General features: G+C 73.3%; 26 protein-coding genes. 10 read left to right on the plus strand and 16 right to left on the minus strand.

All coding sequences use genetic code 11. From position 1 onward, the window contains the following. Positions 1-19: 19 nt before the first annotated feature. Entirely contained in the window at positions 20-1,258 is a 1,239-nt protein-coding gene (locus ACFVIU_RS21345) for a MurT ligase domain-containing protein (RefSeq protein WP_385844286.1), read from the minus strand. A gap of 151 nt (positions 1,259-1,409) precedes the next feature. Between ACFVIU_RS21345 and def the strand changes: the two genes are divergently transcribed. After that, a complete protein-coding gene (def, locus tag ACFVIU_RS21350) occupies positions 1,410-1,949 on the plus strand; it encodes a peptide deformylase (RefSeq protein WP_385844287.1) in 540 nt (179 codons plus the stop codon). A gap of 57 nt (positions 1,950-2,006) precedes the next feature. Here the strand turns inward: def and ACFVIU_RS21355 are convergent, their stop codons facing one another. Further along, entirely contained in the window at positions 2,007-2,651 is a 645-nt protein-coding gene (locus ACFVIU_RS21355) for a TetR family transcriptional regulator (RefSeq protein ID WP_385844289.1), read from the minus strand. 168 nt (positions 2,652-2,819) lie between these two features. Between ACFVIU_RS21355 and ACFVIU_RS21360 the strand changes: the two genes are divergently transcribed. Beyond that, positions 2,820-4,037 (plus strand): acyl-CoA dehydrogenase family protein, encoded by a 1,218-nt coding sequence (locus tag ACFVIU_RS21360; protein ID WP_385844290.1) that lies wholly within the window; start codon positions 2,820-2,822, stop codon positions 4,035-4,037. A 5-nt stretch (positions 4,038-4,042) separates the two neighbouring features. Here ACFVIU_RS21360 and ACFVIU_RS21365 read toward each other — a convergent pair whose 3' ends face one another. The 7 genes from ACFVIU_RS21365 to ACFVIU_RS21395 all read right to left on the minus strand — a co-directional run bounded on the left by ACFVIU_RS21365 (position 4,043) and on the right by ACFVIU_RS21395 (position 10,783). Next, complete coding sequence (locus ACFVIU_RS21365) at positions 4,043-4,564, minus strand: cupin domain-containing protein (protein ID WP_385844291.1); 522 nt, start codon at positions 4,562-4,564, stop codon at positions 4,043-4,045. A 7-nt stretch (positions 4,565-4,571) separates the two neighbouring features. Next, on the minus strand, positions 4,572-5,789 hold the full coding sequence (locus tag ACFVIU_RS21370) for a cytochrome P450 (RefSeq protein ID WP_385844292.1): 1,218 nt from the start codon (positions 5,787-5,789) through the stop codon (positions 4,572-4,574). Beyond that, on the minus strand, positions 5,786-6,850 hold the full coding sequence (locus ACFVIU_RS21375) for a type III polyketide synthase (RefSeq protein ID WP_385844294.1): 1,065 nt from the start codon (positions 6,848-6,850) through the stop codon (positions 5,786-5,788). The genes ACFVIU_RS21370 and ACFVIU_RS21375 overlap by 4 nt, the downstream gene beginning before the upstream one ends. A 203-nt stretch (positions 6,851-7,053) precedes the next feature. Then, positions 7,054-7,287 (minus strand): DUF6213 family protein, encoded by a 234-nt coding sequence (locus tag ACFVIU_RS21380; RefSeq protein ID WP_385844295.1) that lies wholly within the window; start codon positions 7,285-7,287, stop codon positions 7,054-7,056. Between the two features lie 26 nt (positions 7,288-7,313). Further along, positions 7,314-8,699 carry an NADP-dependent succinic semialdehyde dehydrogenase gene (locus tag ACFVIU_RS21385; protein WP_385844296.1) on the minus strand — a complete coding sequence of 462 codons (1,386 nt, stop codon included), beginning with the start codon at positions 8,697-8,699 and terminating at the stop codon, positions 7,314-7,316. Positions 8,700-8,774: 75 nt separating this feature from the next. Next, complete coding sequence (locus ACFVIU_RS21390) at positions 8,775-9,248, minus strand: NUDIX domain-containing protein (protein ID WP_385844297.1); 474 nt, start codon at positions 9,246-9,248, stop codon at positions 8,775-8,777. Beyond that, positions 9,245-10,783: an ATP-dependent DNA ligase gene (locus tag ACFVIU_RS21395; RefSeq protein WP_385844298.1), complete on the minus strand. Its 1,539-nt coding sequence runs from the start codon at positions 10,781-10,783 to the stop codon at positions 9,245-9,247. Before ACFVIU_RS21395 ends, ACFVIU_RS21390 begins: the two co-directional genes overlap by 4 nt. Before the next feature lie 1,011 nt (positions 10,784-11,794). Between ACFVIU_RS21395 and ACFVIU_RS21400 the strand changes: the two genes are divergently transcribed. The 5 genes from ACFVIU_RS21400 (at position 11,795) to ACFVIU_RS21420 (ending at position 16,046) form a co-directional block, all read left to right on the plus strand. After that, positions 11,795-12,367, plus strand: a complete 573-nt coding sequence (locus ACFVIU_RS21400; RefSeq protein ID WP_385844300.1) for a helix-turn-helix domain-containing protein — start codon at positions 11,795-11,797, stop codon at positions 12,365-12,367. Positions 12,368-12,466: 99 nt separating this feature from the next. Continuing rightward, positions 12,467-13,438, plus strand: a complete 972-nt coding sequence (locus ACFVIU_RS21405; RefSeq protein ID WP_385844301.1) for an NADPH:quinone oxidoreductase family protein — start codon at positions 12,467-12,469, stop codon at positions 13,436-13,438. Continuing rightward, positions 13,435-14,616, plus strand: coding sequence for an acyl-CoA dehydrogenase family protein (locus tag ACFVIU_RS21410; protein WP_385844302.1), 1,182 nt, complete (start codon positions 13,435-13,437; stop codon positions 14,614-14,616). Before ACFVIU_RS21405 ends, ACFVIU_RS21410 begins: the two co-directional genes overlap by 4 nt. Continuing rightward, positions 14,613-15,686 (plus strand): acyl-CoA dehydrogenase family protein, encoded by a 1,074-nt coding sequence (locus tag ACFVIU_RS21415; RefSeq protein WP_385844304.1) that lies wholly within the window; start codon positions 14,613-14,615, stop codon positions 15,684-15,686. The genes ACFVIU_RS21410 and ACFVIU_RS21415 overlap by 4 nt, the downstream gene beginning before the upstream one ends. Before the next feature lie 165 nt (positions 15,687-15,851). Beyond that, on the plus strand, positions 15,852-16,046 hold the full coding sequence (locus ACFVIU_RS21420) for a hypothetical protein (protein WP_385844306.1): 195 nt from the start codon (positions 15,852-15,854) through the stop codon (positions 16,044-16,046). Between the two features lie 45 nt (positions 16,047-16,091). Here the strand turns inward: ACFVIU_RS21420 and ACFVIU_RS21425 are convergent, their stop codons facing one another. The 5 genes from ACFVIU_RS21425 to ACFVIU_RS21445 all read right to left on the minus strand — a co-directional run bounded on the left by ACFVIU_RS21425 (position 16,092) and on the right by ACFVIU_RS21445 (position 20,685). Continuing rightward, positions 16,092-17,279 (minus strand): phosphodiester glycosidase family protein, encoded by a 1,188-nt coding sequence (locus ACFVIU_RS21425; protein WP_385844308.1) that lies wholly within the window; start codon positions 17,277-17,279, stop codon positions 16,092-16,094. 132 nt (positions 17,280-17,411) lie between these two features. Next, complete coding sequence (locus tag ACFVIU_RS21430) at positions 17,412-17,771, minus strand: DUF779 domain-containing protein (RefSeq protein WP_385844310.1); 360 nt, start codon at positions 17,769-17,771, stop codon at positions 17,412-17,414. Positions 17,772-17,892: 121 nt separating this feature from the next. After that, on the minus strand, positions 17,893-18,552 hold the full coding sequence (locus tag ACFVIU_RS21435) for a DedA family protein (protein WP_385844311.1): 660 nt from the start codon (positions 18,550-18,552) through the stop codon (positions 17,893-17,895). Positions 18,553-18,643: 91 nt separating this feature from the next. Beyond that, complete coding sequence (locus ACFVIU_RS21440; RefSeq protein ID WP_385844313.1) at positions 18,644-20,017, minus strand: ATP-binding protein; 1,374 nt, start codon at positions 20,015-20,017, stop codon at positions 18,644-18,646. After that, on the minus strand, positions 20,014-20,685 hold the full coding sequence (locus tag ACFVIU_RS21445) for a response regulator transcription factor (protein WP_385844314.1): 672 nt from the start codon (positions 20,683-20,685) through the stop codon (positions 20,014-20,016). Before ACFVIU_RS21445 ends, ACFVIU_RS21440 begins: the two co-directional genes overlap by 4 nt. Positions 20,686-20,837: 152 nt before the next feature. Between ACFVIU_RS21445 and ACFVIU_RS21450 the strand changes: the two genes are divergently transcribed. Genes ACFVIU_RS21450 through ACFVIU_RS21460 form a run of 3 tightly spaced genes read left to right on the plus strand, consistent with a single transcriptional unit; the run spans position 20,838 to position 23,160 of the window. Beyond that, positions 20,838-21,494, plus strand: coding sequence for a DUF4956 domain-containing protein (locus ACFVIU_RS21450; protein WP_385844315.1), 657 nt, complete (start codon positions 20,838-20,840; stop codon positions 21,492-21,494). Further along, positions 21,491-22,309, plus strand: a complete 819-nt coding sequence (locus tag ACFVIU_RS21455; RefSeq protein WP_385844317.1) for a VTC domain-containing protein — start codon at positions 21,491-21,493, stop codon at positions 22,307-22,309. Before ACFVIU_RS21450 ends, ACFVIU_RS21455 begins: the two co-directional genes overlap by 4 nt. Then, positions 22,306-23,160: a phosphatase PAP2 family protein gene (locus ACFVIU_RS21460; protein ID WP_385844318.1), complete on the plus strand. Its 855-nt coding sequence runs from the start codon at positions 22,306-22,308 to the stop codon at positions 23,158-23,160. The genes ACFVIU_RS21455 and ACFVIU_RS21460 overlap by 4 nt, the downstream gene beginning before the upstream one ends. Before the next feature lie 51 nt (positions 23,161-23,211). Here ACFVIU_RS21460 and ACFVIU_RS21465 read toward each other — a convergent pair whose 3' ends face one another. Further along, a complete protein-coding gene (locus ACFVIU_RS21465; RefSeq protein WP_385844320.1) occupies positions 23,212-24,138 on the minus strand; it encodes a hypothetical protein in 927 nt (308 codons plus the stop codon). 94 nt (positions 24,139-24,232) lie between these two features. Further along, on the minus strand, positions 24,233-24,667 hold the full coding sequence (locus ACFVIU_RS21470; protein WP_385844321.1) for a hypothetical protein: 435 nt from the start codon (positions 24,665-24,667) through the stop codon (positions 24,233-24,235). Positions 24,668-24,696 lie beyond the last annotated feature (29 nt).

Consider the following 24,696-nt stretch of genomic DNA (forward strand, 5'->3'; position numbering starts at 1 on the left):
GGTGATCGCCCTTCGAAGATCAGTTGCCGACGCGGCGGCGCAGGTCCTGGAACGCGGTGTAGTTCGCGATGACCTCCACCCGGCCCGGCGGGCACATCTGCACCGCCTGGTCGAGGTCGTCGCAGACCTGGAAGTGCTGGTTCGCGACCTCCAGGCGGACGGCGAGGTCCAGCTTGCGGTCACCGATGACGAAGATCGGGTGACCGGTCAGCCGGGTGTAGTCGACGTCCCACAGCCAGGAGGTGTCGGTGCCGTCGGCCGAGCGGGCGTTCACGGACAGGATCACCGGGGCGGGCGGCGGGTCGATCAGCGAGAACGTCTCCAGCCAGCCGGCCGGGTTCTTGGCCAGCAGCAGCCGCAGATCGCGGTTCAGGAACTGCACGACGTCGTACCGGCCGGCCACCGCCTGCACCTGGTACATCCGCTCCAGGGCGACCTGCGGCGGCACCCCGAAGACGGCGGCGACCGCCGCGGAGCTGGCCGCGTTCGCCTTGTTGGCGCGGCCCGGCAGCTGGAGGTGGATCGGCCAGGCGGAGCCGTGCGGGTCCAGCACATGGTCGCCGGAGAGCGCCCAGGTCGGGGTGGGTCGGCGGAAGCCGCACTCACCGCAGAACCAGTCGTCGCCGGGGCGCTGCATCACGCCACCGCACGCCGGGCAGGACCAGGCGTCGTCCTTCCACATCTGCCCGGCCGCGACCCAGATCACATTCGGGGAGGACGAGGCGGCCCACACCACCAGCGGGTCGTCGCAGTTGGCGACGACCACGGCCTTGGAGCCGGCCAGACCCTCGCGCCAGTTCTCGGCGAGCATCCGGGTCTCCGCGGCGCGGTCGAGCTGGTCGCGGGAGAGGTTGAGCAGGGCGATGCACTTCGGGTCCGTGTCCCGCGCCACACCGGCCAGGTACTTCTCGTCGACCTCGATCACACCGAACTTCGACTCCGTGCCCCCGGCCAGGGCGGAGGTGATGCCGGCCGGCATGTTGGCGCCGAGCGCGTTCGACACGACCGGGCCCGCGGCCCGCAGCGCCTCCGCGATGAGCCGGGTGGTCGTGGTCTTGCCGTTGGTGGCGGACACCAGGACGACGTCCAGGTTCTGGGCCAGCCGTCCGAGCAGATCGGGGTCGAGCTTCAGCGCGACCCGGCCGCCGATCACCGACCCGCTGCCGCGCCCTGCGGCGCGCGAGGCCGCAGCGACCGCCTTACCCGCGGTCACGGCCAGCTTGGCCCGCGGCGTGAGCGGGTCCGAGTTGCCTGCCATCAGTTCTCGATCCTCCTTGCGTACGCGCCGCGCCTGGGGCAATCCGGCAACGTGGTGTGAAGCTCAGCCTATCGAGATCCATTCGCACACCCGAATCCCGGCCCACGCCAGCGCGGCGGGCATGGGTCGAACGAACCGTACCCTTGCCGCCATGCGACACGGTTCCATTCCGGGCGCCCGCGGGCGCGTCCGGCCTCTCACCCTGCACGGCGACACCGCCCTGCACACGCCCTGCGCGGACGTCACCGACTTCGGCCCCGAACTGGCCCGCCTCGTGGAGGACTTGTTCGCCACCATGTACGCGGCGCAGGGGGTGGGCCTGGCGGCGAATCAGGTGGGAGTGGGACTGCGGGTGTTCGTGTACGACTGCCCGGACGACGAAGATGTCCGGCATCTCGGGCATATCGTGAATCCGCGCCTGGTGGAGGCCGACGGGATCGTGCTCCGCGGCCCGGAGGGCTGTCTGTCCCTGCCGGGCCTGGAGGCGGGCACCGAGCGCTACGACCACGCGGTGGTCGAGGGCCGCACGATGACCGGGGAGCCGGTCACGGTGCACGGCACGGGTTTCTTCGCCAGGTGCCTGCAGCACGAGTGCGACCACCTGGAGGGCCGGGTGTACGCGGATCACCTCACGGGGTGGCGCAAGCGCAGGCTGCTCCGGCAGATCTCCAAGGCCTCCTGGGGGAAGTGAGGGAGGTCTCCCGGGGGCCCGCGGCCGGCGCGTCCCCTCCGGGTCGGAGGGCGGTCCTCAGAACCCCGGTCCGCCGACCCGGTCCCCGGCCGCCGCCAGCCGGCCCCACAGCAGGTCCGCCAGCGACCGCACCAACTCGGCCCGGGAGCAGGGCCGTTCGCCCAGCCACCAGTCCCCGGCCGCGTGCATCATGCCGACGATCCCGTGTCCCCAGACCCGGGCGAGCTGCTGGCTCTCCGGACCGAGGTCCACCCGCTCCTCGATGACCTGGGCCAGCTCCTCGCCCATCCGCCTCAGCAGCGGAGCGGAGTGCTTGCCGACGTCGAAGCCCTGGTCGCCGCCGGTGCTGCCCTCCGCCGGGTGCATCAGGAACCGGTACACCTGGGGCCGGGCCTCGATCGCCGCGAGGTAGGTGTCCAGGGTGGACTCCACCCGCTCGCGCCGGTCGGCGGGGGCGTCCAGCGCCGCCCGGAGCGAGGCGAGCAGTGCGTCGGTGTGCCGGGTGGCGAGGGCGGCGTACAGGCCCCCCTTGTCGCCGAAGTGGCGGTAGAGGATCGGCTTGGTGATGCCCGCCTCTGCCGCGATCGCGTTCATCGACGCCCGCGGGCCGTCGCGGAGCACCACCCGGTCGGCGGCCTCCAGCAGCTCGCGCCGTCTGCGGTCGGCGGACCGCTGCTGCTCGGTCCGCTGTGTGGTGTCCATGTGCTCTCCCCACCCGTGGTGATTCGGTGACGCCTGCGCAAACTAGCACTGACCGGGCCCCTGACATGGAGCGGGATGCCGAGGGGTCAGCCACGGTTGACTTTTCCTACCCGTCGGTAACAGACTGCGGTTACCGCTAGTAACACCGTACGCGCCGCTGGAGGGGACATGGCCGAGTTCACCATGGAGCTGAACGACGAACAGAAGGAAGTCCGGGACTGGCTCCATGGCTTCGCCGCGGACGTGATCCGCCCCGCCGCCGCGGAGTGGGACGAGCGCGAGGAGACTCCCTGGCCGGTCATCCAGGAGGCCGCGAAGGTCGGCATCTACTCCCTCGACTTCTATGCACAGCAGTACTTCGACCCCACCGGCCTCGGCATCCCGATGGCCATGGAGGAGCTGTTCTGGGGCGACGCGGGCATCGCCCTCTCCATTGTGGGCACCGGCCTCGCCGCCGTGGGCGTCCTCGCCAACGGCACCGACGAGCAGATCGGCACCTGGATCCCGCAGATGTACGGCGACCAGAACGACGTCAAGCTCGCCGCCTTCTGCTCCTCCGAGCCCGACGCCGGCTCCGACGTGGCCTCCATGCGCACGCGTGCCGTGTACGACGAGGCCAAGGACGAGTGGGTGATCAACGGCACCAAGACCTGGGCGACCAACGGCGGCATCGCCAACGTCCATGTCGTCGTCGCGGTCGTCGACCCGGAGCTGGGCTCCAAGGGCCACGCCTCCTTCATCGTCCCGCCGGGCACCGCGGGGCTGTCCCAGGGGCAGAAGTTCAAGAAGCACGGCATCCGCGCCTCGCACACCGCCGAGGTGATCCTCGACAACGTCCGCGTCCCCGGCTCCTGCCTGCTCGGCGGCAAGGAGAAGCTGGACGAGCGGCTGGCCCGGGCGCGGGCCGCCGGCGGAGAGCGGGTCAAGAACGCGGCGATGGCGACCTTCGAGGCGAGCCGGCCGGCGGTGGGCGCCATGGCCATCGGCACCGCCCGGGCCGCCTACGAGGTCGCCCTCGACTACGCGAAGACCCGTGAGCAGTTCGGGCGGCCGATCATCGACAACCAGGGGGTCGCGTTCCAGCTGGCGGACATGCGGACCCAGATCGACGCGGCGCGGCTGCTGGTCTGGCGGGCCTCCTGGATGGCGGTCAACGGCAAGCCGTTCACCGCCGCCGAGGGCTCGATGTCCAAGCTCTTCGCCAGCGAGACCGCGAAGAAGGTGACCGCGCAGGCCATCCAGATCCTGGGCGGCAACGGCTACACCCGCGAGTACCCGGTGGAGCGCATGCACCGCGACAGCGCGATCTACACCATCTTCGAGGGCACGAGCGAGATCCAGCGACTGGTGATCGCCCGCACCCTCTCCGGGATGCCGATCCGCTAGCTCCGTCAGCGGTGCCGGAGCGGCGTCAGCTGTTCGATGTCGTACTTGGTGCGCAGTGCCTCGATCGCCTCCTGGTCCGGCGGGCCGCCGTTGCCGAGGATCTCCAGGAGTTCCTCGAAATAGCGCTCGTGGTCCGGAGGCGGAGACGCCTGGAAGAACATCCTCGCGGGCGTCTCGGTGGGATTGGCGAAGGCGTGCGGGCACCCCGGCGGTACGACGATCACCGTCCCCGGGGTCGCCCGGACCGTCCGGCGTCCCGAACTCGACTCCCACTTCTGCCAGTTGTCGGGGGTGCGCACGCGCGGCTCGAAGGCGAGCACATCCAGCTCGCCCTCCAGGACGTAGAACAGCTCCTCGCTGCGCGTGTGCACATGGGCGCCCACGTCGAAGCCGGGCGGGACCTCCACCTCGAAGGTGGAGGCCATCCGCGAGTGGGTGCCGGTGACCTTGAACGTCACCCGCTGGGCCGGGGTCGCCACGACGCGGCCGTGGCCCGGCGGTACGTAGAGTCCCTCCGTCTCCGTCATGGTCCGCTCACCAGGTCACCGGCAGGGCCTCGGGGCCGCGGATCAGCGCGCCCTTCTTGAAGGGCACCTGGTTCGGCGGCACCGCCAGCCGCAGACCCGGAATCCGGTCGAGCAGGGCGTCCACCAGCAGTTCCGACTCCAGCCGGGCCAGCATGCCGCCGGGGCAGTAGTGCGGGCCGAAGCCGAACGCCACATGCGGGTTCGGGCTGCGGGAGAAGTCGATGGCCTCCGGGTCGGGGAAGACGTCCGGGTCCCGGTTGGCCGCCAGGTAGGAGACGTAGACGGCGTCGCCGGCCCGGATCAGGGTGCCGCGGATCTCCACGTCCTCCAGGGCGATCCGGGACAGGCCGACCGCGTTGCGGTGCGGGATGTAGCGCAGCAGCTCGTCGATGGCCTGCCGGCGGATCTCCGGATCGGCGCGCAGCCGCTCGGTGAGGTCGGGCCGGGTCAGCAGCAGGTAGAACATCTGCCCGCTGTTGTTGGTGACCGCCTCGCCGCCGATCTGGAGCAGCACCGCGAGCCCGACGGCCTCCTCGAGGGTGACCTCGCCCCGGCCCACGGCGGCGCCGAGCAGAGAGGTGACGTCCTCGCCGGTGCTGCCCTCGCGCAGCGCGATCAGATCGGAGAAGTAGGCGCTCATCTCGCGCTTGGCCTTCTCGCTGATGTCCTTGCCGTGCGCGGAGGACAGGATCAGCTGGGTCCAGGTGTGCATCTCGTGCCGGTCGCCGGCCGGGACGCCCATCAGCTCGCAGATCACCGCGATGGGGAAGGGGCTGAGGACGGCCGCCGTGAGGTCGGCCGGCGGGCCGTCCTGGAGCAGCTCGTCCACCAGCTCCTCCAGCATGCCGCGGGCCTTCTCGCGCACCCGCTCCACGCCCTTCGCGGTGAACGCGGCGGCCACCGAGCGGCGCAGCCGGGTGTGGTCGGGCGGGTCGAGGAAGCCGACCGCGCCCCGGTCCGGGATGAAGTGCGGGGCGAGCCGGGTGACCTGCCGGCCCATGACCGCCTCGCGGCCGAAGCGCGGGTCGTTGGTGACCATCCGCACGTCGTCGTAGCGGGTGACCAGCCAGGCCCAGCCCTCGCCGTTGGGCAGCTGGATGCGGGTGACCGGGCCCTCGCGCATCAGATCGGTCAGCACCGGGTCGAAGGCCGTCCCCGGCAGGTCGAACGCCGGCCAGTGCCGGATCGGCGGGAGCGTCCCGGTGAGCGTGGTCTCCTCGGTCATCGCCCGGCTCCGTTCCCGCTGGTCCAGCGGCCCACCGTCATCTCGGCGGTGATGCCGGGGCCGAACCCGGCGAGCAGCCCGCGGGCCCGGTCCTCGGCGCCGCCCTCGTCGAACAGCCGGCGCAGCGCGTCCAGCACGACGGCGCTGGCTATGTTGCCGTACTCGGTGAGCGTGGCCCGGCTGAACCGGAACGCGTGCGGGTCGACCTGGAGGAACTTGCTGAGGTCGTCCAGGATCCGTGGGCCGCCCGCGTGGATGATGTAGAAGTCCAGGTCGGACGCGTCCCAGCCGTGCAGCCCGGCCAGGTCCTTCAGCGCCGGAGCGAGCGGCTCCATGGTGGTCGGAACCCGCTTGTCCAGCAGGAAGTGGAAGCCGGTGGCCCGGACGTCGTACGCGATCCAGTCCTCGGTCTTCGGGATCAGGTAGGAGCCGTTGCGCTCCAGGTGGACGCCGGTGCCGCCGCGCCCGCGGACCACGGCGGCGGCGACGCCGTCACCGAAGAGGCCGTTGGACAGCAGCGAGCCGACGCCGAGGTCGGTGGGCTGGTAGCACAGCGAGCAGAACTCACAGGCCACGATCAGCACGTTGGCGTTCGGGTAGGCCGAGCAGAAGTCGTGCGCCCGGTTGATCGCCGCGCCGCCCGCCGCGCAGCCCAGCTGGGCTATGGGCAGCTGGCGGGTGGTGCTGTCGAAGTCCATCTCGTTGATCAGCCACGCCGTCAGCGAGGGCATCATGAAGCCCGTGCACGACACGTAGACGATCACGTCGATGTCGCTGGTGAGCAGCTCCGCGTCGTCCAGCGCGCGCTGGATCACCGCCGGGACCCGGGCCTTGGCCTCGGCCTCGTAGATCTTGTTGCGGTCCTCGAAGCCCGGGTGCTTCAGCGTCTCCTCGATGGGCTGCACGATGTGCCGGGTCTTGACACCCGTGTTCTCGATCAGCCGCAGCGCGAGCGCCAGTTGAGGGTGGTCCGCGTGGCGGGAGCGCGCCAGCTCCAGCGTCTCCTCCATCGTGATCACGTGCTCCGGGACCGACACCGAGGGTCTGCACAAAGTCGCCATGAACCGTCCCTGCTTTCCGCTTCCCGGTGAGCTCGCGCCCACCGGCCAGAAGGTGGTTCACCTCTGTGGGTGCTCCACCCACCGTCACCCGGGAGGGCGATGAGCACGCGCCGGATTACTCCGAATCGGGGACACGGCGTCGATCCTCGCTGGTCGCGGGAGGGTTGCGCAGGGTGATGCCGCGGGCCGGCCGGCCCGCGGCGCTACGGCGCTCCGCTGCTGTGGGCGATGCAGGCCACGTCGATCCGGTCCGCCAGCTTCGCCAGCTCGATGGTCAGCGCGGCGACCGTGTCCTCGTCCAGACCCTGCTCCCCGGCCTCGACCAGCCGCAGCCATCGCCCGCCCACGGTGCGCAACAACTTGCTCACATCGGCCGCGGACACCTGCAAGGTACCGCGGTCGTCGACGATCAGAGGGAGGGTCACTTCGCGGTTCACAAAACGGGATGGTAGTCGCGCGGCCCCTACGCACCCTGCCAAACCGTGGTGATGTTGCAGAACTCCCGGATTCCGTGCCCGGACAGCTCACGCCCGTACCCCGACCGCTTCGTCCCGCCGAACGGGAACGCCGGATGGGAGGCGGTCATGCCGTTGACATACACGGCGCCGGCGTCCAGGTCCCGGGCGAACCGCTCGACCTCGCCGTCCTCCCGCGTCCACACGTTCGAACTCAGCCCGAACAGCGAGTCGTTGGCGATCAGGATCGCCTCGTCCACGTCACCGGCCCGGTACACCGTGGCGACCGGCCCGAACGCCTCCTCGCGGTGGATGCGCATCTCCCGGGTGATGCCGGCGAGCACGGTCGGCGGGTAGTACCAGCCCGGCCCGTCCGGCCGCTCACCGCCGCACAGCACCTGGGCCCCGCCCCGCCTGGCGTCGTCCACCAGCTCCTCCAGATCGGCCCGCCCCCGTTCGCTGGAGAGCGGCCCGATGTCCGTCTCCTCCGCCAGCGGGTCGCCGACCCTGAGCGCCCGCATGCCGGCGACGAACCTCTCGGTGAACGCGTCGTAGACGTCGGTGTGCACGATGAACCGCTTCGCGGCGATGCAGGACTGCCCGTTGTTCTGGCACCGCGCGGTCACCGCGACCTCGGCCGCCCGGTCCAGGTCGGCCGACGGCATCACCACATAGGGATCGCTGCCGCCCAGCTCCAGCACCGTCTTCTTGATCATCTCCCCGGCGGTGGAGCCGACCGCCCGGCCCGCCGGCTCGCTGCCGGTCAGGGTGGCCGCCTTCACCCGCTCGTCCCGCAGGATGTCGTCCACCGTCGCGGAACCGACCAGCAGCGTCTGGAAGCAGCCCTCCGGGAAGCCCGCCCGGTGGAACAGGTCCTCCAGGTACAGGGCGGTCTGCGGGACGTTGGACGCGTGCTTGAGCAGGCCCACGTTGCCCGCCATCAGGGCCGGTGCCGCGAACCGGATCACCTGCCACAGCGGGAAGTTCCACGGCATCACCGCGAGGACGGGCCCCAGCGGGCGGTACCGCACCCGCACCCGGGACGCGCCCGAGTCCCGTACGTCCGCCTCCGGGGGCTCCTCGTCGGCCAGCAGGCCCTCGGCGCGCTCGGCGTACCAGCGCATCGCCTTGGCGCACTTCGCGGCCTCGGCGCGGGCCTGCGCGATCGGCTTGCCCATCTCCGTGGTCATGACCCGGGCGATCTCCTGCTGGTCCTCGTCCAGCAGACCGGCGGCCCGGGTCATCAGCCGGGCGCGGTCGGCGAACGCGGTCGTCCGGTAGGTGCGGAACGTGGCCTCGGCGAGCTGGAGCCGGCGTTCCAGCTCTTCCTCGCCCATGGGCTCGTACGTCTTGAGCGTCTCGCCGTTCGCCGGGTTCACCGTCGCGATGGGCATGGCTGGCCTCCCTGGGAGCGGGCTTGTCTCGACCTTCGCGCCCCCGCGCGCGGGCCGCAACGTGTGATGCGCTGTTCAGCCCGAGTGCTCCGCCAGCCGGTCGAGAAACGCCGCCTGGGCCGCGACGATCAGCTCCCGGGCCCGGTCCACGGAGAGCCAGGCGACGCGGTCCAGCTCCGGGAACTCCTGCACCCGGCCGGAGCGCGGCGGCCACTCCATGGCGAAGGTGCCGGGGCTGAACCCGCTCAGGTCCGGGTCCGCCTCCACCGCCCACGCGGTCACGACCTTGCCGTTCTTCTGCGCGACCTCGCCCAGCGGTACGGCCTCCCCGTCGGGCGGCGCCAGCCCCAGCTCCTCCCGGAACTCCCGCCGGGCCGCCTCCCAGGCGGGCTCCCCGGGGTCGTACTCGCCCTTGGGCACGGTCCACGCGCCCGCGTCCTTCCGCGCCCAGAACGGGCCGCCCATGTGGCCCAGCAGCACTTCGAGCCCGGCGTCGGTGCGCCGGAACACCAGCAGTCCCGCGCTGCGCCTGGTCGTGCGCACCGTCATGGTGTGACCTCCGGGTGGGCCGCCAGCAGGGCCTCCACGGTATCCGCCTCCTCGGGGCGCTTGTCCTCGCGGTAGCGGACCACGCGGGCGAAGCGCAGGGTGACGCCGGCCGGGTAGCGGGAGGAGCGCTGGAGGCCGTCGTAGGCGATCTCCACGACGAGTTCGGGACGGACCCGGACCCCCCAGCCCTCCTCGGCCACCGCCAGCCGCTGGAGCCGTTCGGTCTGCCAGGCGAGCATCGCGTCCGTCATGCCCTTGAAGGTCTTGCCGAGCATGGCGAAGCCGCCGTCCGCCGTGCGGGCGCCGAGGTGCAGGTTGGACAGCTTGCCGGTGCGCCGGCCGTGGCCCCACTCGGCGGCCAGGACGACCAGGTCGAGGGTGTGCACGGGTTTGACCTTCAGCCAGGAGGCGCCGCGCCGGCCCGCGCTGTAGGGGGCGTCCAGCGCCTTCACCATGACGCCCTCGTGGCCGCGGGCGAGGGTGTCGGCGAGGAACCGCTCCGCCTCCGGGATGTCCCCGGGCCCGTGCGCCACCGTCCGGCGCACCCGCATCGGCTCGGGCACCAGCCGGGCCAGCCGGGCGTGCCGCTCGGCGAAGGACAGGTCCAGCAGGTCCGCGCCGTCGATCGCGAGCGCGTCGAAGAAGACGGCGGAGACCGGCACCTCTCCGGCCGCCCGCGCCACGTCCGTCCGGGAACCGACCCGGCCCGCCGTCTCCTGGAAGGAGCGGGGCCGCCCGGCCGCGTCGAAGGAGATCACCTCGCCGTCCAGGATGAACCGCTCGCCGGTCAACTCCCTTGCCGCGGCGGTCACTTCGGGCAGGCGCTCGGTGATGTCGTCCAGGGTGCGGGTGTGCACCCGGACGGTGTCGCCGTCCCGGTGGACCTGGATCCGGATGCCGTCCAGCTTCTCCTCCACCGCGCAGGCGCCCAGCTTCTCCACCGCCTCGGCGACCGAGGACGCGCTGTGCGCCAGCATGGGCAGGACCGGGCGGCCGACGGTGAGCCGGAACAGGTCCAGCGCCGGCGGCCCCTCGGCGAGCAGGGCCTCGGCGACCGTCTGGAGCGACCCGGCGAGCATCACCGCCCGGCGCACGTCCGCCGGGTCCGCGCCGGTCGCCCGGGCCAGCCCCTCCACGGCGACCGCGTCCAGCGCGCCCTGCCGGACCTCGCCGGTGAGCAGCCCGAGCAGAAAGCGCTGCTCCTCCTCGGTGGCCGCGCCCATCAGCTCGCCGACCAGCCGGATCCGCTCCGCCTGCGAGCCGGGGCCGGACACCTTGCCGAGCGCGCCGAGCCGGGCGTCGACCTCGGCGACGGTGAGCGTCGGTACGGCGGCCGGCGGCACCCGGTGGCCCAGCACCTTCCAGCCGACGCCGAGCCGCCCCTGCGGCAGCCGGCCGGCCAGATACGGGATGACGATCGGCACGTCGTCCGGCTGCGCCTCCCGGAAGAGGTCGGCGAGCAGAGCGGTCTTGCGCGAGCGGGACGCCGTCGCCGCGACGTCCCGGGACACCTGGGCCAACCGAGACAGAAGCATGCGTTCAGCGTGCCTCAACGCGCCGCGTGGCGCTCCGCTGCCGAGGGCGGAAACCGGCCTCCTCCGTCGATCGCCGCGCCCGCCCGGTGCCCCTGCCGCCCCCGTCGACGTCCTGCCCGGCGAAGCCGCGCGCGTCCCGCTGCCTACAGGTCGGCGCCTTTCCCGGAGGGGGTGCCGCTCGCGTGGGCCGCTGCTCACGGGCGGGCGTCTCTCTGGCGGGGGTGCCGCTCGCGTGGGCCGTTGCTCACAGGCTGGCGCGATTCCCGGGTGGGGGCGCCGCTCGTGTGGCCCGCTGTCCGCAGGCCGGGGCCTTCCCGGCGGGGTCCCCCTTGCGTGGGCCGTTGCCCGCGGGTGGGTGCCTTCCCCGGTGGGGGTGCACTTCTCGCGTGGTCCGCTGCCTACCGGTCGGCGCTTTCCCCGGGAGGGTTCCTCCTCGTGTGGCTCGCTGCCCACGGGTCGGTGCCTTCCACGGAGGGGGTCCCGCTCGCGTGGGCCACTGCCCGCAAGCCGGCGCCTCCCCGTATGGGGTGCCGCTCGTGTGGGCCGCTGTCCGCAGGCGGGTGCCTTCCCTGGAGCGGGTTCCCCGCAGGCCGGGGCCTTCCCCGGGGCCCCCTTGCGTAGCCCGCTGCCCGCAGGCGGAGCCTTCCCCGGCGGGGCCCCCTTGCGTAGCCCGCTGCCCAGAGGCCGGCGCCTTGCCTGGAGGGGCCCGCTCGCGTGGCCCGCCGCTCACAGGCGGGTGCCTTTCCCGGAGGGGCCCGTTCGCGTGGGCCGCCACCCGCAGGTGGGCGGCTTGCCCGGAGGGGCCCGGCCAGGCGGGTGCCGGCGGCGGAGGGCCGGGGCCGGGCCATGTCCATTCGGCGTCGACCCGCTCCGCCGCGCAGCGCATCCCGGCCGCACCCCGTCGGTGCCACGACGCGCGGCCACGGCCCGGTCGTCTCCGCCGCCTCCTCGCCGGCAGACGCCCCGCTCTGCGGTATTGACAAACACCTTTGCCAAAACTGCAATACCGGCATGAGCACTGACGAGGTTCTGGCCGAGGTGGGGCCGCGGCTGCGCCGTATCCGCAAGGAGCGGGAGGTGACGCTGGCCGCCCTGTCGGAGGCGACGGGGATCTCCGTGAGCACCCTGTCCCGGCTGGAGTCCGGTCTGCGCAGGCCCAGCCTGGAGCTGCTGCTGCCCATCGCCCAGGCCCACCAGGTGCCGCTGGACGAGCTGGTCGGGGCGCCCCCGGCCGGGGATCCGCGGGTGCGGGCCAAGCCGATCGTGCGCGGCGGGCGCACCCACTGGCCGCTGACCCGCCAGCCCGGCGGCCTCCAGGCCTTCAAGGTGCTCGAACCGCAGCGCAAGCAGGAACCGGACCCGCGCACCCACGAGGGGTACGAGTGGCTGTATGTGCTCTCGGGCCGGCTGCGGCTGGTCCTCGGCGAGCACGACGTGGTGCTGACGGCGGGGGAGGCGGCCGAGTTCGACACCCGGGTGCCGCACTGGTTCGGGTCGACGGGGGAGGGGCCGGTGGAGTTCCTCAGCCTGTTCGGTCCGCAGGGGGAACGGATGCACGTCCGGGCGCGGCCGTCCCGTTCGTGAGCGCACCGGTCTCTTCCCGGCCGACTGTTCCCTGATCAGCAAGCGACCGCTTAGTATGCGGTTGGACCCGGTCGGACGAAGCAGTCGTGGAGGCCCCGCATGCAGGCATGGCAAGTGCACGAGAACGGCGAGCCGAGCGAGGTGATGCGCCTGCTGGAGGTGGAGCCGCCCACCCCCGGCGACGGCCAGGTGCTGCTCCGGGTGCGGGCCGCCAACGTCAACTTCCCGGACGCGCTGCTGTGCCGGGGCCAGTACCAGGTGCGCCCGCCGCTGCCGTTCACGCCCGGCGTGGAGATCTGCGGCGAGACCGCGGACGGCCGCCGGGTGATCGCCAACCCCGTGCTGCCGCACGGCGGCTTCGCCGAGTACACCCTCGCCGACGCCCGCGCCCTGCTGCCCGCCCCCGAGGCGCTGGATGACGCCGAGGCCGCGGCCCTGCACATCGGCTACCAGACCGGCTGGTTCGGCCTGCACCGCCGCGCCCGTCTGGAGGCCGGCGAGACCCTGCTCGTGCACGCCGCCGCCGGAGGCGTCGGCAGCGCCGCCGTCCAGCTCGGCAAGGCCGCCGGCGCCACCGTGATCGGTGTGGTCGGCGGCGCGGACAAGGCCGCCGTCGCCCGCGAGCTGGGCTGCGACGTGGTGGTCGACCGGCGCGCCGAGGACGTCGTCGCGGCGGTCAAGGAGGCCACCGGCGGCCGCGGCGCCGATGTGATCTACGACCCCGTGGGCGGTGCGGCCTACGCCCAGTCCGCCAAGGTGGTCGCCTTCGAGGGCCGGATCGTCGTCGTCGGCTTCGCCTCCGGCACCATCCCCAGCCCGGCGCTCAACCACGCCCTGGTGAAGAACTACTCGATCCTCGGCCTCCACTGGGGCCTGTACAACACCAAGAACCCCAAGCTGGTCCAGCGCTGCCACGAGGAACTGACCGAGCTGGCCGCCCGTGGCGCGATCCGGCCGCTGGTGAGCGAGCGGGTGCCGCTCGCCGGCACGGCCGACGCCGTGCAGCGCGTCGCCGACGGGGTGACCACCGGCCGGGTGGCCGTGGTCCTGGACAAGGGAGCCGCCGCATGACCGACGCCACCGAACTCCGGCGCCGTACGGCCGAGTTGCTGGCCGCGTATCCGCCCGCCGAGACCGACCGGCTGGACTTCCTGCGGGCCCGCTTCGACGCCGGACTCGCCTGGGTGCACTACCCCGAGGGCCTCGGCGGCCTCGGTGTCCCGCGCTCGCTCCAGGCGGTCGTGGACGCCGAGCTGGAGGCCGCGGGCGCCCCGGACAACGACCCGCGGCGCATCGGCATCGGCCTGGGCATGGCCGCGCCGACCGTCCTCAAATACGGCACCGAGGAGCAGAAGCAGCGCTTTCTGCGGCCGCTGTGGACCGGGGAGGAGGTCTGGTGCCAGCTGTTCAGCGAGCCCGGCGCCGGTTCCGACCTGGCCGCGCTCGGCACCCGGGCCGTCCGCGAGGGCGACACCTGGGTGGTCAACGGGCAGAAGGTGTGGACCTCCAGCGCCCACACCGCCCGCTGGGCCATCCTCATCGCCCGCACCGACCCGGACGTGCCGAAGCACGCGGGCATCACCTACTTCGTCTGCGACATGACCGACCCCGGTGTCGAGGTCCGGCCGCTGCGCCAGGTCACCGGCGAGGCCGAGTTCAACGAGGTCTTCCTCACCGACGTCCGTATCCCCGACTCCCACCGGCTCGGCGAGATCGGCGACGGCTGGCGGGTCGCCCAGACCACGCTGATGAACGAGCGGGTCTCCATCGGCGGCATGGCCCTGCCCCGTGAGGGCGGGATGATCGGCCCGGTCGCGAAGACCTGGCGCGAACGCCCCGACCTGCGCACCCACGAACTGCACCAGCGGCTGCTGAAGCTCTGGGTCGAGGCCGAGGTGTCCCGCCTCACCGCCGAACGCCTGCGCCAGCAGCTCGTCGCCGGACAGCCGGGCTACGAGGGCTCCGGCATGAAGCTCGCCTTCGCCCGCCTCAACCAGGAGATCAGCGGCCTGGAGGTCGAACTCCGCGGCGCCGAGGGCCTGTTGTACGACGACTGGACCATGCGCCGCCCGGAGATGGTCGACTTCACCGGCCGGGACGCCGGGTACCGCTATCTGCGCGCCAAGGGCAACAGCATCGAGGGCGGGACCAGCGAGGTCCTGCTGAACATCGTCGCCGAGCGGGTGCTCGGACTGCCCGCCGAGCCGCGCACCGACAAGGACGTCGCCTGGAAGGACCTCGCCCGATGACCGACCTGCTGTACTCGGAGGAGGAAGAGGCGCTGCGGGCCGCCGTACGCGACCTGCTCGCCGACCACTGCGACGCCCCCGGGGTCATCGCGCGCACCGAGTCCGACGCGCCGCACGACCTCGCCGCCTGGAAGGCGCTCGCCGACGGCATGGGCCTCGCGGGCCTGCTGGTGCCGGAGGCCCTGGGCGGCCAGGGCGCCACCCACCGCGAAGCCGCCGTCGTCCTGGAGGAGCTGGGGCGCGCGGTGGCACCCGTGCCGTATCTCTCCAGCGCGGTCGTGGCCACCGAAGCGCTGCTGGCCTGCGGCGACGAGGAGCTGCTCGGACAGCTGGCCGGCGGCCGGACCATCGGCGTCCTCGCGGTCGGCCTGCACACGGCGCCGGGTGCGTCCTTCCCGGTGGTACGACGGGAAGGCGACGCCCTGCACGGCGAGCTGACCGGGGTCGCGGACGCCGCCGTCGCCGACGTCCTGCTCGTCCCGGCCGACGACGGCGGCCTGTACGCCGTGACCGCCGACGACGTGACGGTCACCCCGCAGGTCTCCCTGGACCTGACCCGGCCGCTGGCGTCGGTGCGGCTGGACGGCGCCCCGGGCCGCCGGGTCGGCGACGCCGAACCCGCCGTACGCCGGGCCCTCGGTGCCGCCGCCGGTCTGCTCGCCTCCGAGCAACTGGGCGTCGCCGACTGGGCGTTGACCGAGACGGTCCGCTATCTGAAGGAGCGCAAGCAGTTCAACCGGCCGGTCGGCGGCTTCCAGGCGCTCAAGCACCGGCTCGCCCAGCTGTGGCTGGAGGTGGTCAACCTCCGGGCCGCCGCCCGCGCCGCCGCGGACGCCCTCGCCACCGGTACCGAGACCGACCTCCACGTGGCCCTCGCCCAGGCCTACGCCGCCCCCGTCGCCGTCCACGCCACGGAGGAGGCGCTCCAACTGCACGGCGGGATCGGCATGACCTGGGAACACCCGGTCCACCTCTATCTGAAGCGGGCCAAGGCCGACTCGATCGCCTACGGGACGGCCGGGGCGCACCGCGAGGCACTGGCCGGGCTGGTCGACCTCCAGGCCCCCTGACCCGCCGCACCGCGACCGAGGCCCGCCCCACCCGGGGCGGGCCTTTCCGGTACGCGGGCGAGACTTCACACGAACGGAGGACACGTCAGCTGCCCGGACGAACCCTCCGCTACGCCACACTTGCGGCCGAACGCCGCGAAACGCGCGTGGCGGAGGAGGTTCGCGATGGCCATTTCCATCTCTGTGGTGCTGCTGCTCCTGATCCTTGCCGTGATCTTCATGCGCAACGGCGCGCTGAAGGTCTCCCACGCCGTGGTCTGCATGCTGCTCGGCTTCTTCCTGGCCGGCACCAGCATGGCGCCCACCATCAGCAGCGGGCTCACCACCACGGCCGACCTGGTGAGCAGTCTGCGGCCCTGAGTCAGGGCCTCTCTTTCGGATCTTGCCGGCGTCGAAAGACAGGCCCTACGGCAGCGAGAAGACGCCGATGCCGTTGGCGACGGCGCGCTCGGCGCCGCCGCTCGGGTGGTTGCGGACCGTCACCGCGCTCGCGTCCGCATCCCGGGTGACCAGCTCCGAGGAGCCGCCGCCGTCCAGGTTGAACGCGTCGGTCGCACCCAGCGACCGCATGGTGTCCGCCTCCTCCGCGACCGTCATCCCGGTCCGGTAGGCGGCGGCCCCGTCCAGCACCAGGAGCAGCAGCTGCTGTCCGCCGTCCTTGAAGCCCACGACCGTGCGCACCGCCGTGGTGGTGTCGTCCAGCCCGGTCAGCGGCGCGCCGTCCCGCAGCACCGGGAAGCCGCCGATCGCGAAGGCGTACGGCGTCCCGGACGCCGCCACCAGGGTGTGGCTGACGCTCACCGCGTCGCCGACGGACAGCTTCCGCAGCTGCCGCGCACCCTCCTCGCGGCCCACCAGCACCGTGCTGTCCGCGGCGATCGGGCCGCTGCCCGGGGCGTCGGCGGCGGAGACCACCCGGCCGTCGGTGACCGTCACCTCGTAGGTGTCGGTGCTGCACGGCGCCGCCCGTTCGGTGTCGGTGCCGCAGACGGCGCGCTCCCGGGAGGTGCTGCCCCACAGGTGGGTGAAGGCGCCGACGGAGTTCTCGGGGAGCGCGTACTGGTTGAGGCCCTCCATCGCCAGCCGGCCCTCCGGGGTGTCGACGGAGCCGGACAGCGAGAGCCGGTCCAGGTGGGCCCGCCGGTCGGTGCCGACGCCGAGGACGTCCTGGGTGCTCGTCCCCGGGGGCAGTGCGGGACCGAACCGCTGGCCCTTCGGCACCGCCGCCTTGAGCACCGTACCGTCCGCGACGGCCGGGCCGACGCTCGCGCCGGTGGCCTCGACGCCGGGGTGCTGGGACTCGGTGATGTTGAAGAAGTCCCCGTTGACCCCGGCGACCGCCCCGGCCGAGTCCGCCATCCGGGAGACCGTGGCCCGGGCCGCCACCGCGCCCGGGTGCAGCAGGTCGACCCGGACATGGGGATTGGCCAGGTCGACCGTGAGCAGATGGGCGTGCGCCGTACCGGCGGCCGCGTCGACGTCGAACTGCCGGTAGGTGACCCCCGGCGCGATCCGCCGGCCGGCCGGCACGGCACCGGCCGGTGCCGCCTCCGCCACGGCCGCACCGGCCAGCACTCCGAACGCCGTGACCACCGTGAGAACCGCTCTGCCCGCTGCCGAACGCCTGCGACGTCTCGTCACCGTGCCCCCTGATGTCTCGTCAACTGCCCGTGGAATCCCTCTGTTCAGGGGCAGTGCACCAGACCTCTGCGGCTCGCGGGCGGACTAAGCCTCGACGACGCGAGAACGGGTGAGAAAACGCACCCCCTCGGGTGCCTCCAGCGAGAAACCGCTGCCTCTTCCTGGTACGACGTCCACGATCAGCCGGGTGTGCCGCCACACCTCGTACTGACTCCGGGACATCCAGAAGGTCACGGGTTCCGCCACCCCCTCCACCGCCAGCTCGGCCAGCAGCACGTCCGAGCCGCCGGTGCGGAACTCGCCGTCCGGGTAGCACATGGGTGCGCTGCCGTCGCAGCAGCCGCCGGACTGGTGGAACATCAGGGGGCCGTGCTCGGCGCGCAGCCGGCGCACCAGCTCCGCCGCCTGCGGGGTGAGTTCGACGCGGGGGACTTCCTCTTCCATGTCACCGTCCCTGGGAGGCGGAGCGCCGGATCCGGTCCAGTCTCAGGGAACGTCAGCGGCCCGTCCAGAAGGCGTCGTCGGCCGAACGGCCGGGTGTGGGGTACCCGCCGGGCGCGGTCGCTCAGCCGGAGGTGTCGCGCCGCTGCCGGCGGGCGCGGCGGGCCTCGACCAGCAGCGGCAGCAGCGACAGGACGACGACCACCGCGACCAGCGGCAGCAGATAGTCGTCGACGTGCGGCACCGACGCGCCCAGCGTGTATCCGGCCAGCACCAGCAGCTGCGACCAGAGCACCCCGCCCACGGCCTGCCACAGGGTGAACGGGCGCAGGGGCACCTCGAGCACCCCCGCCACCGGGTGCAGGACGGTCCGCAGCAGGGGCACGAACCGGCCGAGCACGAGCGCCTTGCCGTAGCCGTACCGGGACAGCAGCTGCTCGGCCCGGACCGTCGCCGCCTTCGCCCGGCGGCTGGAGGTGCGGGCCAGCAGCGCCCGGCCGCCGTGCCGCCCGATGAGATAGCCGACCTGCCCTCCGGCCACGGCGCCGACGGCCGCGCACAGCAGCACCTGCCACAGCGACAGCCGCGGCGGCTGGTCACCGCTGCCCGCGCACAGCACCCCGGCCGGGAAGAGCAGGGTGTCGCCGGGCAGGAGGAACCCGACGACCAGCAGACCGGACTCGGCGAAGGTCACCACCAGGACGCCCAGCGCGCCGAAGGCGGCCAGCACCGAGGCGCTGTTCATGGGGTTGACGGCGATCACCGGCCGGGCCTCCAGGCTCATCTGGCAGAGCTGTCCGCTCCAGCATCACCCGCCACCGGCCGAACCGCCTGCCCCGGCCGGCCCGGGCCCGCGGCTTTGGCCGAGCGGCGGATCAACACGGCAGCTCGAGCGTCACCGCTGCCCCGCCCGCCGCGTTCTCGGCGTGTGCGGTGCCGCCGTGCGCCGCGGCCACCGCGCTCACGAAGGACAGCCCGAGACCGGAGCCCTCACCGGCCCGGCTGGCCTCGGCACGGGCGAACCGCTCGAACGCGCGCGGCAGGAAGTCGGGCGGAAAGCCCGGCCCCTCGTCCGTGACCGACACCCGCAGCCGGTTCTCGCGGACGGCGGCCGTGAGCCGTACGGCGCCCTCGCCGTGCCGCAGCGCGTTGTCGACGAGATTGCCGAGGGCGGGCACCAGCCACCGCGCGTCCACCTCCACGGTGGTGTCCTGCACCGTCGTGGCCAGCTCCCGCCCGGCCCGTTCGGCGGTGCGCAGATGCGGCGCCACGGCGGTGCCGAGGAGGTCGGCGAGGGCCACGGGCGCCCGGGTGACACGGTCGGTGCCGCCGAGTTCCTCCAGGTCCAGCAGGGCGTTGGAGAGATCGATCAGACGCTGCACCTCCGCGTCCACCGAGCGCAGGGTCTCGGTGAGCTCCGCGGCCGAGCGGGGGCGGTGCAGCGCGACGTCGACCTCGGCCCGCAGCAGGGACAGCGGGGTGCGCAGCTCGTGGCTGGCGTCCGCGATGAACCGGTGCTCGCGCGCGGCGGCGGCCTCCAGCCGGTCGAGCATGCGGTTGAGGGTGTGGCCGAGCCGGGTGATCTCGTCGTCGCGGTCGGCGGGCACGTCCAGCCGCAGCTTCTGTGCGCCGTCGGCGAGGGTGGCCGCCGCGGTGCGGTACCGCTCGACGGGGCGCAGGGCGGCGCGCGCGGTGCGGTAGCCGACGTAGGAGGCGGCGATCAGGGTGAGCCCGGAGGCGAGGGCGAGCTGGGCGAGGAGCTCGCGCAGGGCCTCGTCACGATGCCCGCGGCGGACGGCGGCGACGACCACGCGGGGTGCGCCCCGGGCAGGGACCCGCTCGGCCAGCAGCCGCAGGGTGTCCGGGGCCATCGGCAGCAGGGAGCCGACATCGCGCCGTACCGTCCTGCCCCCGGCGGCGGAGGCGAGTTCGGCGGGGGTGAGCAGGGCGCGGCGGTGCACGGCGGGACTCGCGCCGAGCACCCGGCCGCGGAGGTCGAGGACCTGGTAGAGGCTGCCGCTCGGGCCCGGTGGCGGTGCGGTGCCGGTGCGCACGGCCCCGTCGAGGCTGTGCTGGTAGGTGACCAGGTCGTCGTGCAGCTGCCGGTCCAGGGCGCTCTCCACCCGCCAGTAGACCAGCCAGGCCGCCGCGGCCAGCACGAGGGACATGGTCACGGCGACGGCCAGCACCAGGCGGGTGACGACGGGCAGCCGCCCGAACCAGGCGCGCAGCCGTCCGGGCAGCGTCACGCGGCGGTCTCCAGCCGGTAGCCGCGTCCGCGCAGGGTGGTGATGGTCGTACGGCCGAAGGCGCGGTCGGCCTTCGCGCGCACCTTGGAGACATGGACGTCGATGGCGTTGCTGCGCAGATCCGTCTCGCCGTCCCAGACCTCCTCCAGCAGCTGGAGCCGGGTCACCACCCGGCCGGCGTTCTCCATCAGCACCCGCAGTACGGCGAACTCCCGCCGGGACAGCTCCAGTTCGCTTCCCGCCCGCCAGGCCCGCTGCTGCTCGGGGTCGAGCAGGAGGTCGCCCACCCGGAGCCGGCCGGAGGAGTCGGGGCGGCGCCGGGATATCGCCCGCAGCCGGGCCAGCAGCTCCTCCATGGCGAACGGCTTGACGAGATAGTCGTCGGCACCCGCGTCCAGACCGGCCACCCGCTCGCTGATCGCGCCGCGCGCGGTGAGCAGCACGACCGGCACATCGATGCCCTCGCCGCGCAGCGTCCGGCACACCTCCACCCCGTCCGTCCCCGGCAGCATCACGTCCAGGACGATCCCGTCCAGGCGCGGATCGCGGGCGGCGGCCAGACCGGAGGGGCCGTCGTAGCGGCCCTCGGCGGTGTGTCCGGACTCGGTGAGGTAGCGGACGACGAGGTCCGTGAGGCGGGTCTCGTCATCGACGACCAGGTAGTGCATGCCGGTCAGGCTAACCGCCCGCCGGGGCCGTCCCGGAGCCGGGAAAGCCTTCATGGTCCGTTCATGTGACATCCCTACCTTCCTTCATGTCGCGGTGCACCGCGGACCGCGACCGGTCCGCCGTCCGACGTGCCCGGACGGAAGGGACAGCCATGCACGCACTGGTGCTCGCCGCCAAGGGCATCACCCGCCACCTCACCGCCCTCGACCTCAGCACCCGCGGCGGGCTCGACGTCATCGCCCTGCTGCTCCTGGTGGGCTGGCTCTACCGGCGCCGTCCCACCGCACCGGCGATGCCGCTGGTGCTGGTGACCCTGAACATCGGCCTGTTCGCGGCGATGAGCGCGATCGGCGCCGGCAAGTTCCCGGCCGGGGTCGGCTTCGGCCTGTTCGGCATCCTCTCCCTGGTCCGGCTGCGCAGCGCCGCCTTCACCCTGCGCGATGTCGCCTACACCTTCGTGACCCTGGTCATCGGCCTGTGCACCGGGCTGCCGCAGCGCGCCGGCTGGCTCGTCATCGCCCTGGACGTGGTGGTGCTGCTCGCCGTGCTGCTGGTGGACGACCCCCGTGCCTACCCGCCGCCCACCCGCACCGTGAAGCTGACCCTGGACCGGGTGTACGACGACCCGTCCCTGATCACCGAGGACGTCGCCCTGCGCTACGGCCGGGCTCCGCTGTCGGTGGCGGTCGAGGAGGTCGACTACGTCCGCGAGACCACCCGGGTGTCCGCCCGCTACCCCCTCGCCCCGGACGAACCCGCCGCCGTACGGGACGAGGCAGAGCCCCTCGAGCAGGTGACCGCCGTATGACGTCCGCGGGCCCCCTCGCGTCCGCTCTCGGTCTGTCCGGACTGCGCGGTGCGACGCTCGCCGAGGTGGACGCGGCCGCCGCGCTCCAGCACCGCACCGACCGCAAGTACCTGCTGCCGCTGGACCGCGCCCGCCTCCTCGTGGACCGGCTCGCCGCCAGCCACCATGTCCTGGACCTGGCCGGCCGCCGTACGACGAGCTATCTCTCCGCCTACTTCGACACGGCGGAACTCGGCGCCTGGCGCGCCCACGTCCAGCGGCGCCGCCGGCGCTGGAAGGTACGCACCCGGCTGTACGCGGAGGACGGGCTGTGCCGGGTGGAGGTGAAGACGAAGGACGGCCGGGGCGCCACCGTCAAACACGCGCTGAAGGTACCGGCTCACGCCTACGGCCGCCTCGACGCCGCCGCGGCGCGGTTCGTCGACGACGTGCTCCGGCAGGCCGACATCCCGGTCACCGCCTCGCTGCTGACCCCGGCGGCCGAGGTCAGGTACGTGCGGGCCGCCCTCGCCGACCTGGACCGGGGCAGCCGGGTCACGCTGGACGGCCTGCTCACCGGCCATCGCGGCGACCGCGCCGCCGCCCTCGCCCCGGGACGGATCCTCGTGGAGACCAAGGGCGGCGCCCGGCCCGCCCCCGCCGACCGCCTGCTGCTGAGCCTCGGCGCCCGGCCGGTCTCGCTGAGCAAGTACATCGTCCTCCAGTCCCTGCTCACACCCGGGCTGCCCGACAACGACGTACGCCGCCTCGCGCGCACCCACTTCACCGCCGCGGCCCACCCCGCACCGCTTCCGGAAAGGACCCTCTCCCGATGAACATCCTGCGCCGCGTCCAATGGCAGTACGCGGTCATCGCGCTGCTCGCCGTGGCGGTCGCCGCCTTCGGGCTGCTGCGGCCTCGCCTGCTGCCCACGGCCGTCACCGGGAAGCAGAAGCTCTCGGCGGCCGCCCGCATCCGGCAGAACCCGCCCCCGCCGCTCTTCACCGACGCCGACATCGCACCGATCGGCCGGCAGGCCGACGCCCAGCGCCGGCGGGCCGACGCACTCTTCGCCCGGTGGAAGAAGGCGCACGGCACCGCCCGCGACGACAAGGCGTTCGCCGCCTGGGCCGCCCGGCAGATCCCCGCGCCGCCCTTGGCGAAGGAGCGCACCGCCGAACTCGGCCAGGTCCAGGCCCTCGCCCGCAAGCGCACGGCCGCCGGGAAGAAGGCGGCAACCTGGCTGGAAATCAACGGTAAGAAGGACATCTGGAAGCTGTACCAGCACGACCAGCGGGAACTCCTCCCCGCGGCGCAGGGCACGGCGGAGAAGGCCGGGCTCAAGGCGGCCCTCAAGCTCGCCAAGACCGTCAGCGACCAGCTGGCCGCCCGTGACCGGCAGCCCGCGCCCTTCGTCCTCGACCCCACCCTGCGCCCGGACAAGCACATCAAGCCCGGCGCCAGGGGCCCCTACTCCTACCCCTCCCGGCACGCGACCCGGGCCGCCGCCGCCGTCACCTTCCTCGGCGGTCTGTCCCCGCACCGCGCCGCGGACTACCGGTGGATGCAGGACGAGGTCCTCTACTCCCGCCTCTACATGGCCGGGCACGTCTCCAGCGACCTCACCGCCGGAACCCTGCTCGGCGATCTGATCGGCGACTACGAGCTGGCCGTCGGCGGCCACTGACCGCGCCCGGCCCGCCCCGCCGGCGACGGGGGACGGGCCGGACGCGGGCGGTCAGTTCACATGCAGCGTGAGGGCCGCGGTGTGCAGTCGTCCCCCGGTCCGGAACTGGAGGAAGAGCCGCCAGTCGCCGGAGCGGGCGAACTCGGCGTGGAAGGCCAGGGAGGGCCCGCCGTGGTCGCCGCTCACCTCGGTCTCCGGGTGGAGGTGGGCGAAGGCGAGGTCGCCCTGGTGGAAGGCGGTCAGATGGGCGTAGGTGTCCAGGTAGGGCTGGAGATCGGTGACCGGCCGGCCGTCCTTGGTGACGGTGGCGGTCAGCTGGTGGGCCATGCCGGCCATCGGCTCGCCCTTCAGCGTCACGGTGTACCCGTCGACGGTGGTGGTGCCGGTCGCCTTGGGCAGCGGCGCCGCCGTCGCCGTGCCGGAGACCCGCACGGTGCGGCTGAGCACGAGGACCTTGCCCTTGCCGGGACCGCTGCCGGGGGTGAAGGAGGCGTACATCCGCCAGCTGCCCGGCCGCAGCGCGGCGGGGGTCGCGGTCCAGGTGCCGTCCGCGGCCATGACGGGGTGCAGATGCTGGAAGCCGGTGAGGTCGGAGCGGATCGCGTAGAAGTGCATCCGCTTGGTCTGGTCGACGGCGAAATCGGTGACCGGCCGGCCGTCCGGGCCGGTGATGGTGAAGCGGTAACCGGCCGCCTTGCCGGCGGGGAGGCCGGTGGCCGTGGCGGTCATCCGGTAGCCGTCCTGGGCGGCGGCCAGGCCGTTTCCGGCGGATCCGGAGTCCATGCCGGGCATCGACGCCATGTCGTGGCCGGACGCCGAGGGCGACGGTGTGCTGCTGTGGTCCATGCCGGCCATGGCGGAACCGTGACCCGAGTCGTGGCTCGAGTCGGAGCCGCAGGCGGCCAGGGTCAGGGCGAGGGCCGCGGTGGCGGCGGCCGACATGAGGGCGCGGCGGGTCGTCCGCAGACGCTGGGACATGAAGGTGTCTTTCCAGGTGGGCGCCGTGAACGGGCGCGGAGTGACAGGAGACCGGGGCCGGACCGCGGCATCGCGCCGGGGCCCGGGGGTCGTGTCACGTCCGCGCGACGCACACTTGGAGCAGAAGGCCGCGTCCGCCGGCCGGTGGTCCCCGGCGGCGGGCGTCGCCGTACGACCGCCGGACCCATGGCAACAGGGCGGCGGCCGGAAGCAGGACGGCCACCGCGGACAGCGGCGGCAGGGGGACCGCCGGGCGCGGTGTGGTGGCCAGGCACAGCGCGCCGCGCATGGAGTGGCCCGCGCTCGGGGTGGCCCGGTCGCCCGGGGGTGTCATCGCGGTGTGGGCGGCGGGGTGCGCGGCCGTCATGACGGCCGTGTCCGGCATGGTCCCGTGGCAGCCGCCGGCGGCCGCGGCCGGGGCGCCGTGCATCAGGAACAGCCCGAGCAGCGCCGCGATCAGCACGGCGGGCCGCACCACCCGGCGGTGGCGGGCCCCGGCCGTGCGCCGGGCGGGCTGCGTGACGATCACGGCTCTTACTGTACGGGGTGCGCCGGTGA

Origin of the sequence: Streptomyces sp. NPDC127190, from assembly GCF_042672505.1 — a bacterium.
Classification (GTDB): domain Bacteria; phylum Actinomycetota; class Actinomycetes; order Streptomycetales; family Streptomycetaceae; genus Streptomyces.

Bases quoted from the DNA above. Each gene is read 5' to 3' on its own strand.
- ACFVIU_RS21345 (WP_385844286.1), bottom strand. From the start codon at position 1,258: ATGGCAGGCAACTCGGACCCGCTCACGCCGCGGGCCAAGCTGGCCGTG.
- def (WP_385844287.1), top strand. From the start codon at position 1,410: ATGCGACACGGTTCCATTCCGGGCGCCCGCGGGCGCGTCCGGCCTCTC.
- ACFVIU_RS21355 (WP_385844289.1), bottom strand. From the start codon at position 2,651: ATGGACACCACACAGCGGACCGAGCAGCAGCGGTCCGCCGACCGCAGA.
- ACFVIU_RS21360 (WP_385844290.1), top strand. From the start codon at position 2,820: ATGGCCGAGTTCACCATGGAGCTGAACGACGAACAGAAGGAAGTCCGG.
- ACFVIU_RS21365 (WP_385844291.1), bottom strand. From the start codon at position 4,564: ATGACGGAGACGGAGGGACTCTACGTACCGCCGGGCCACGGCCGCGTC.
- ACFVIU_RS21370 (WP_385844292.1), bottom strand. From the start codon at position 5,789: ATGACCGAGGAGACCACGCTCACCGGGACGCTCCCGCCGATCCGGCAC.
- ACFVIU_RS21375 (WP_385844294.1), bottom strand. From the start codon at position 6,850: ATGGCGACTTTGTGCAGACCCTCGGTGTCGGTCCCGGAGCACGTGATC.
- ACFVIU_RS21385 (WP_385844296.1), bottom strand. From the start codon at position 8,699: ATGCCCATCGCGACGGTGAACCCGGCGAACGGCGAGACGCTCAAGACG.
- ACFVIU_RS21390 (WP_385844297.1), bottom strand. From the start codon at position 9,248: ATGACGGTGCGCACGACCAGGCGCAGCGCGGGACTGCTGGTGTTCCGG.
- ACFVIU_RS21395 (WP_385844298.1), bottom strand. From the start codon at position 10,783: ATGCTTCTGTCTCGGTTGGCCCAGGTGTCCCGGGACGTCGCGGCGACG.
- ACFVIU_RS21400 (WP_385844300.1), top strand. From the start codon at position 11,795: ATGAGCACTGACGAGGTTCTGGCCGAGGTGGGGCCGCGGCTGCGCCGT.
- ACFVIU_RS21405 (WP_385844301.1), top strand. From the start codon at position 12,467: ATGCAGGCATGGCAAGTGCACGAGAACGGCGAGCCGAGCGAGGTGATG.
- ACFVIU_RS21410 (WP_385844302.1), top strand. From the start codon at position 13,435: ATGACCGACGCCACCGAACTCCGGCGCCGTACGGCCGAGTTGCTGGCC.
- ACFVIU_RS21415 (WP_385844304.1), top strand. From the start codon at position 14,613: ATGACCGACCTGCTGTACTCGGAGGAGGAAGAGGCGCTGCGGGCCGCC.
- ACFVIU_RS21420 (WP_385844306.1), top strand. From the start codon at position 15,852: ATGGCCATTTCCATCTCTGTGGTGCTGCTGCTCCTGATCCTTGCCGTG.
- ACFVIU_RS21430 (WP_385844310.1), bottom strand. From the start codon at position 17,771: ATGGAAGAGGAAGTCCCCCGCGTCGAACTCACCCCGCAGGCGGCGGAG.
- ACFVIU_RS21435 (WP_385844311.1), bottom strand. From the start codon at position 18,552: ATGAGCCTGGAGGCCCGGCCGGTGATCGCCGTCAACCCCATGAACAGC.
- ACFVIU_RS21445 (WP_385844314.1), bottom strand. From the start codon at position 20,685: ATGCACTACCTGGTCGTCGATGACGAGACCCGCCTCACGGACCTCGTC.
- ACFVIU_RS21450 (WP_385844315.1), top strand. From the start codon at position 20,838: ATGCACGCACTGGTGCTCGCCGCCAAGGGCATCACCCGCCACCTCACC.
- ACFVIU_RS21455 (WP_385844317.1), top strand. From the start codon at position 21,491: ATGACGTCCGCGGGCCCCCTCGCGTCCGCTCTCGGTCTGTCCGGACTG.
- ACFVIU_RS21460 (WP_385844318.1), top strand. From the start codon at position 22,306: ATGAACATCCTGCGCCGCGTCCAATGGCAGTACGCGGTCATCGCGCTG.
- ACFVIU_RS21465 (WP_385844320.1), bottom strand. From the start codon at position 24,138: ATGTCCCAGCGTCTGCGGACGACCCGCCGCGCCCTCATGTCGGCCGCC.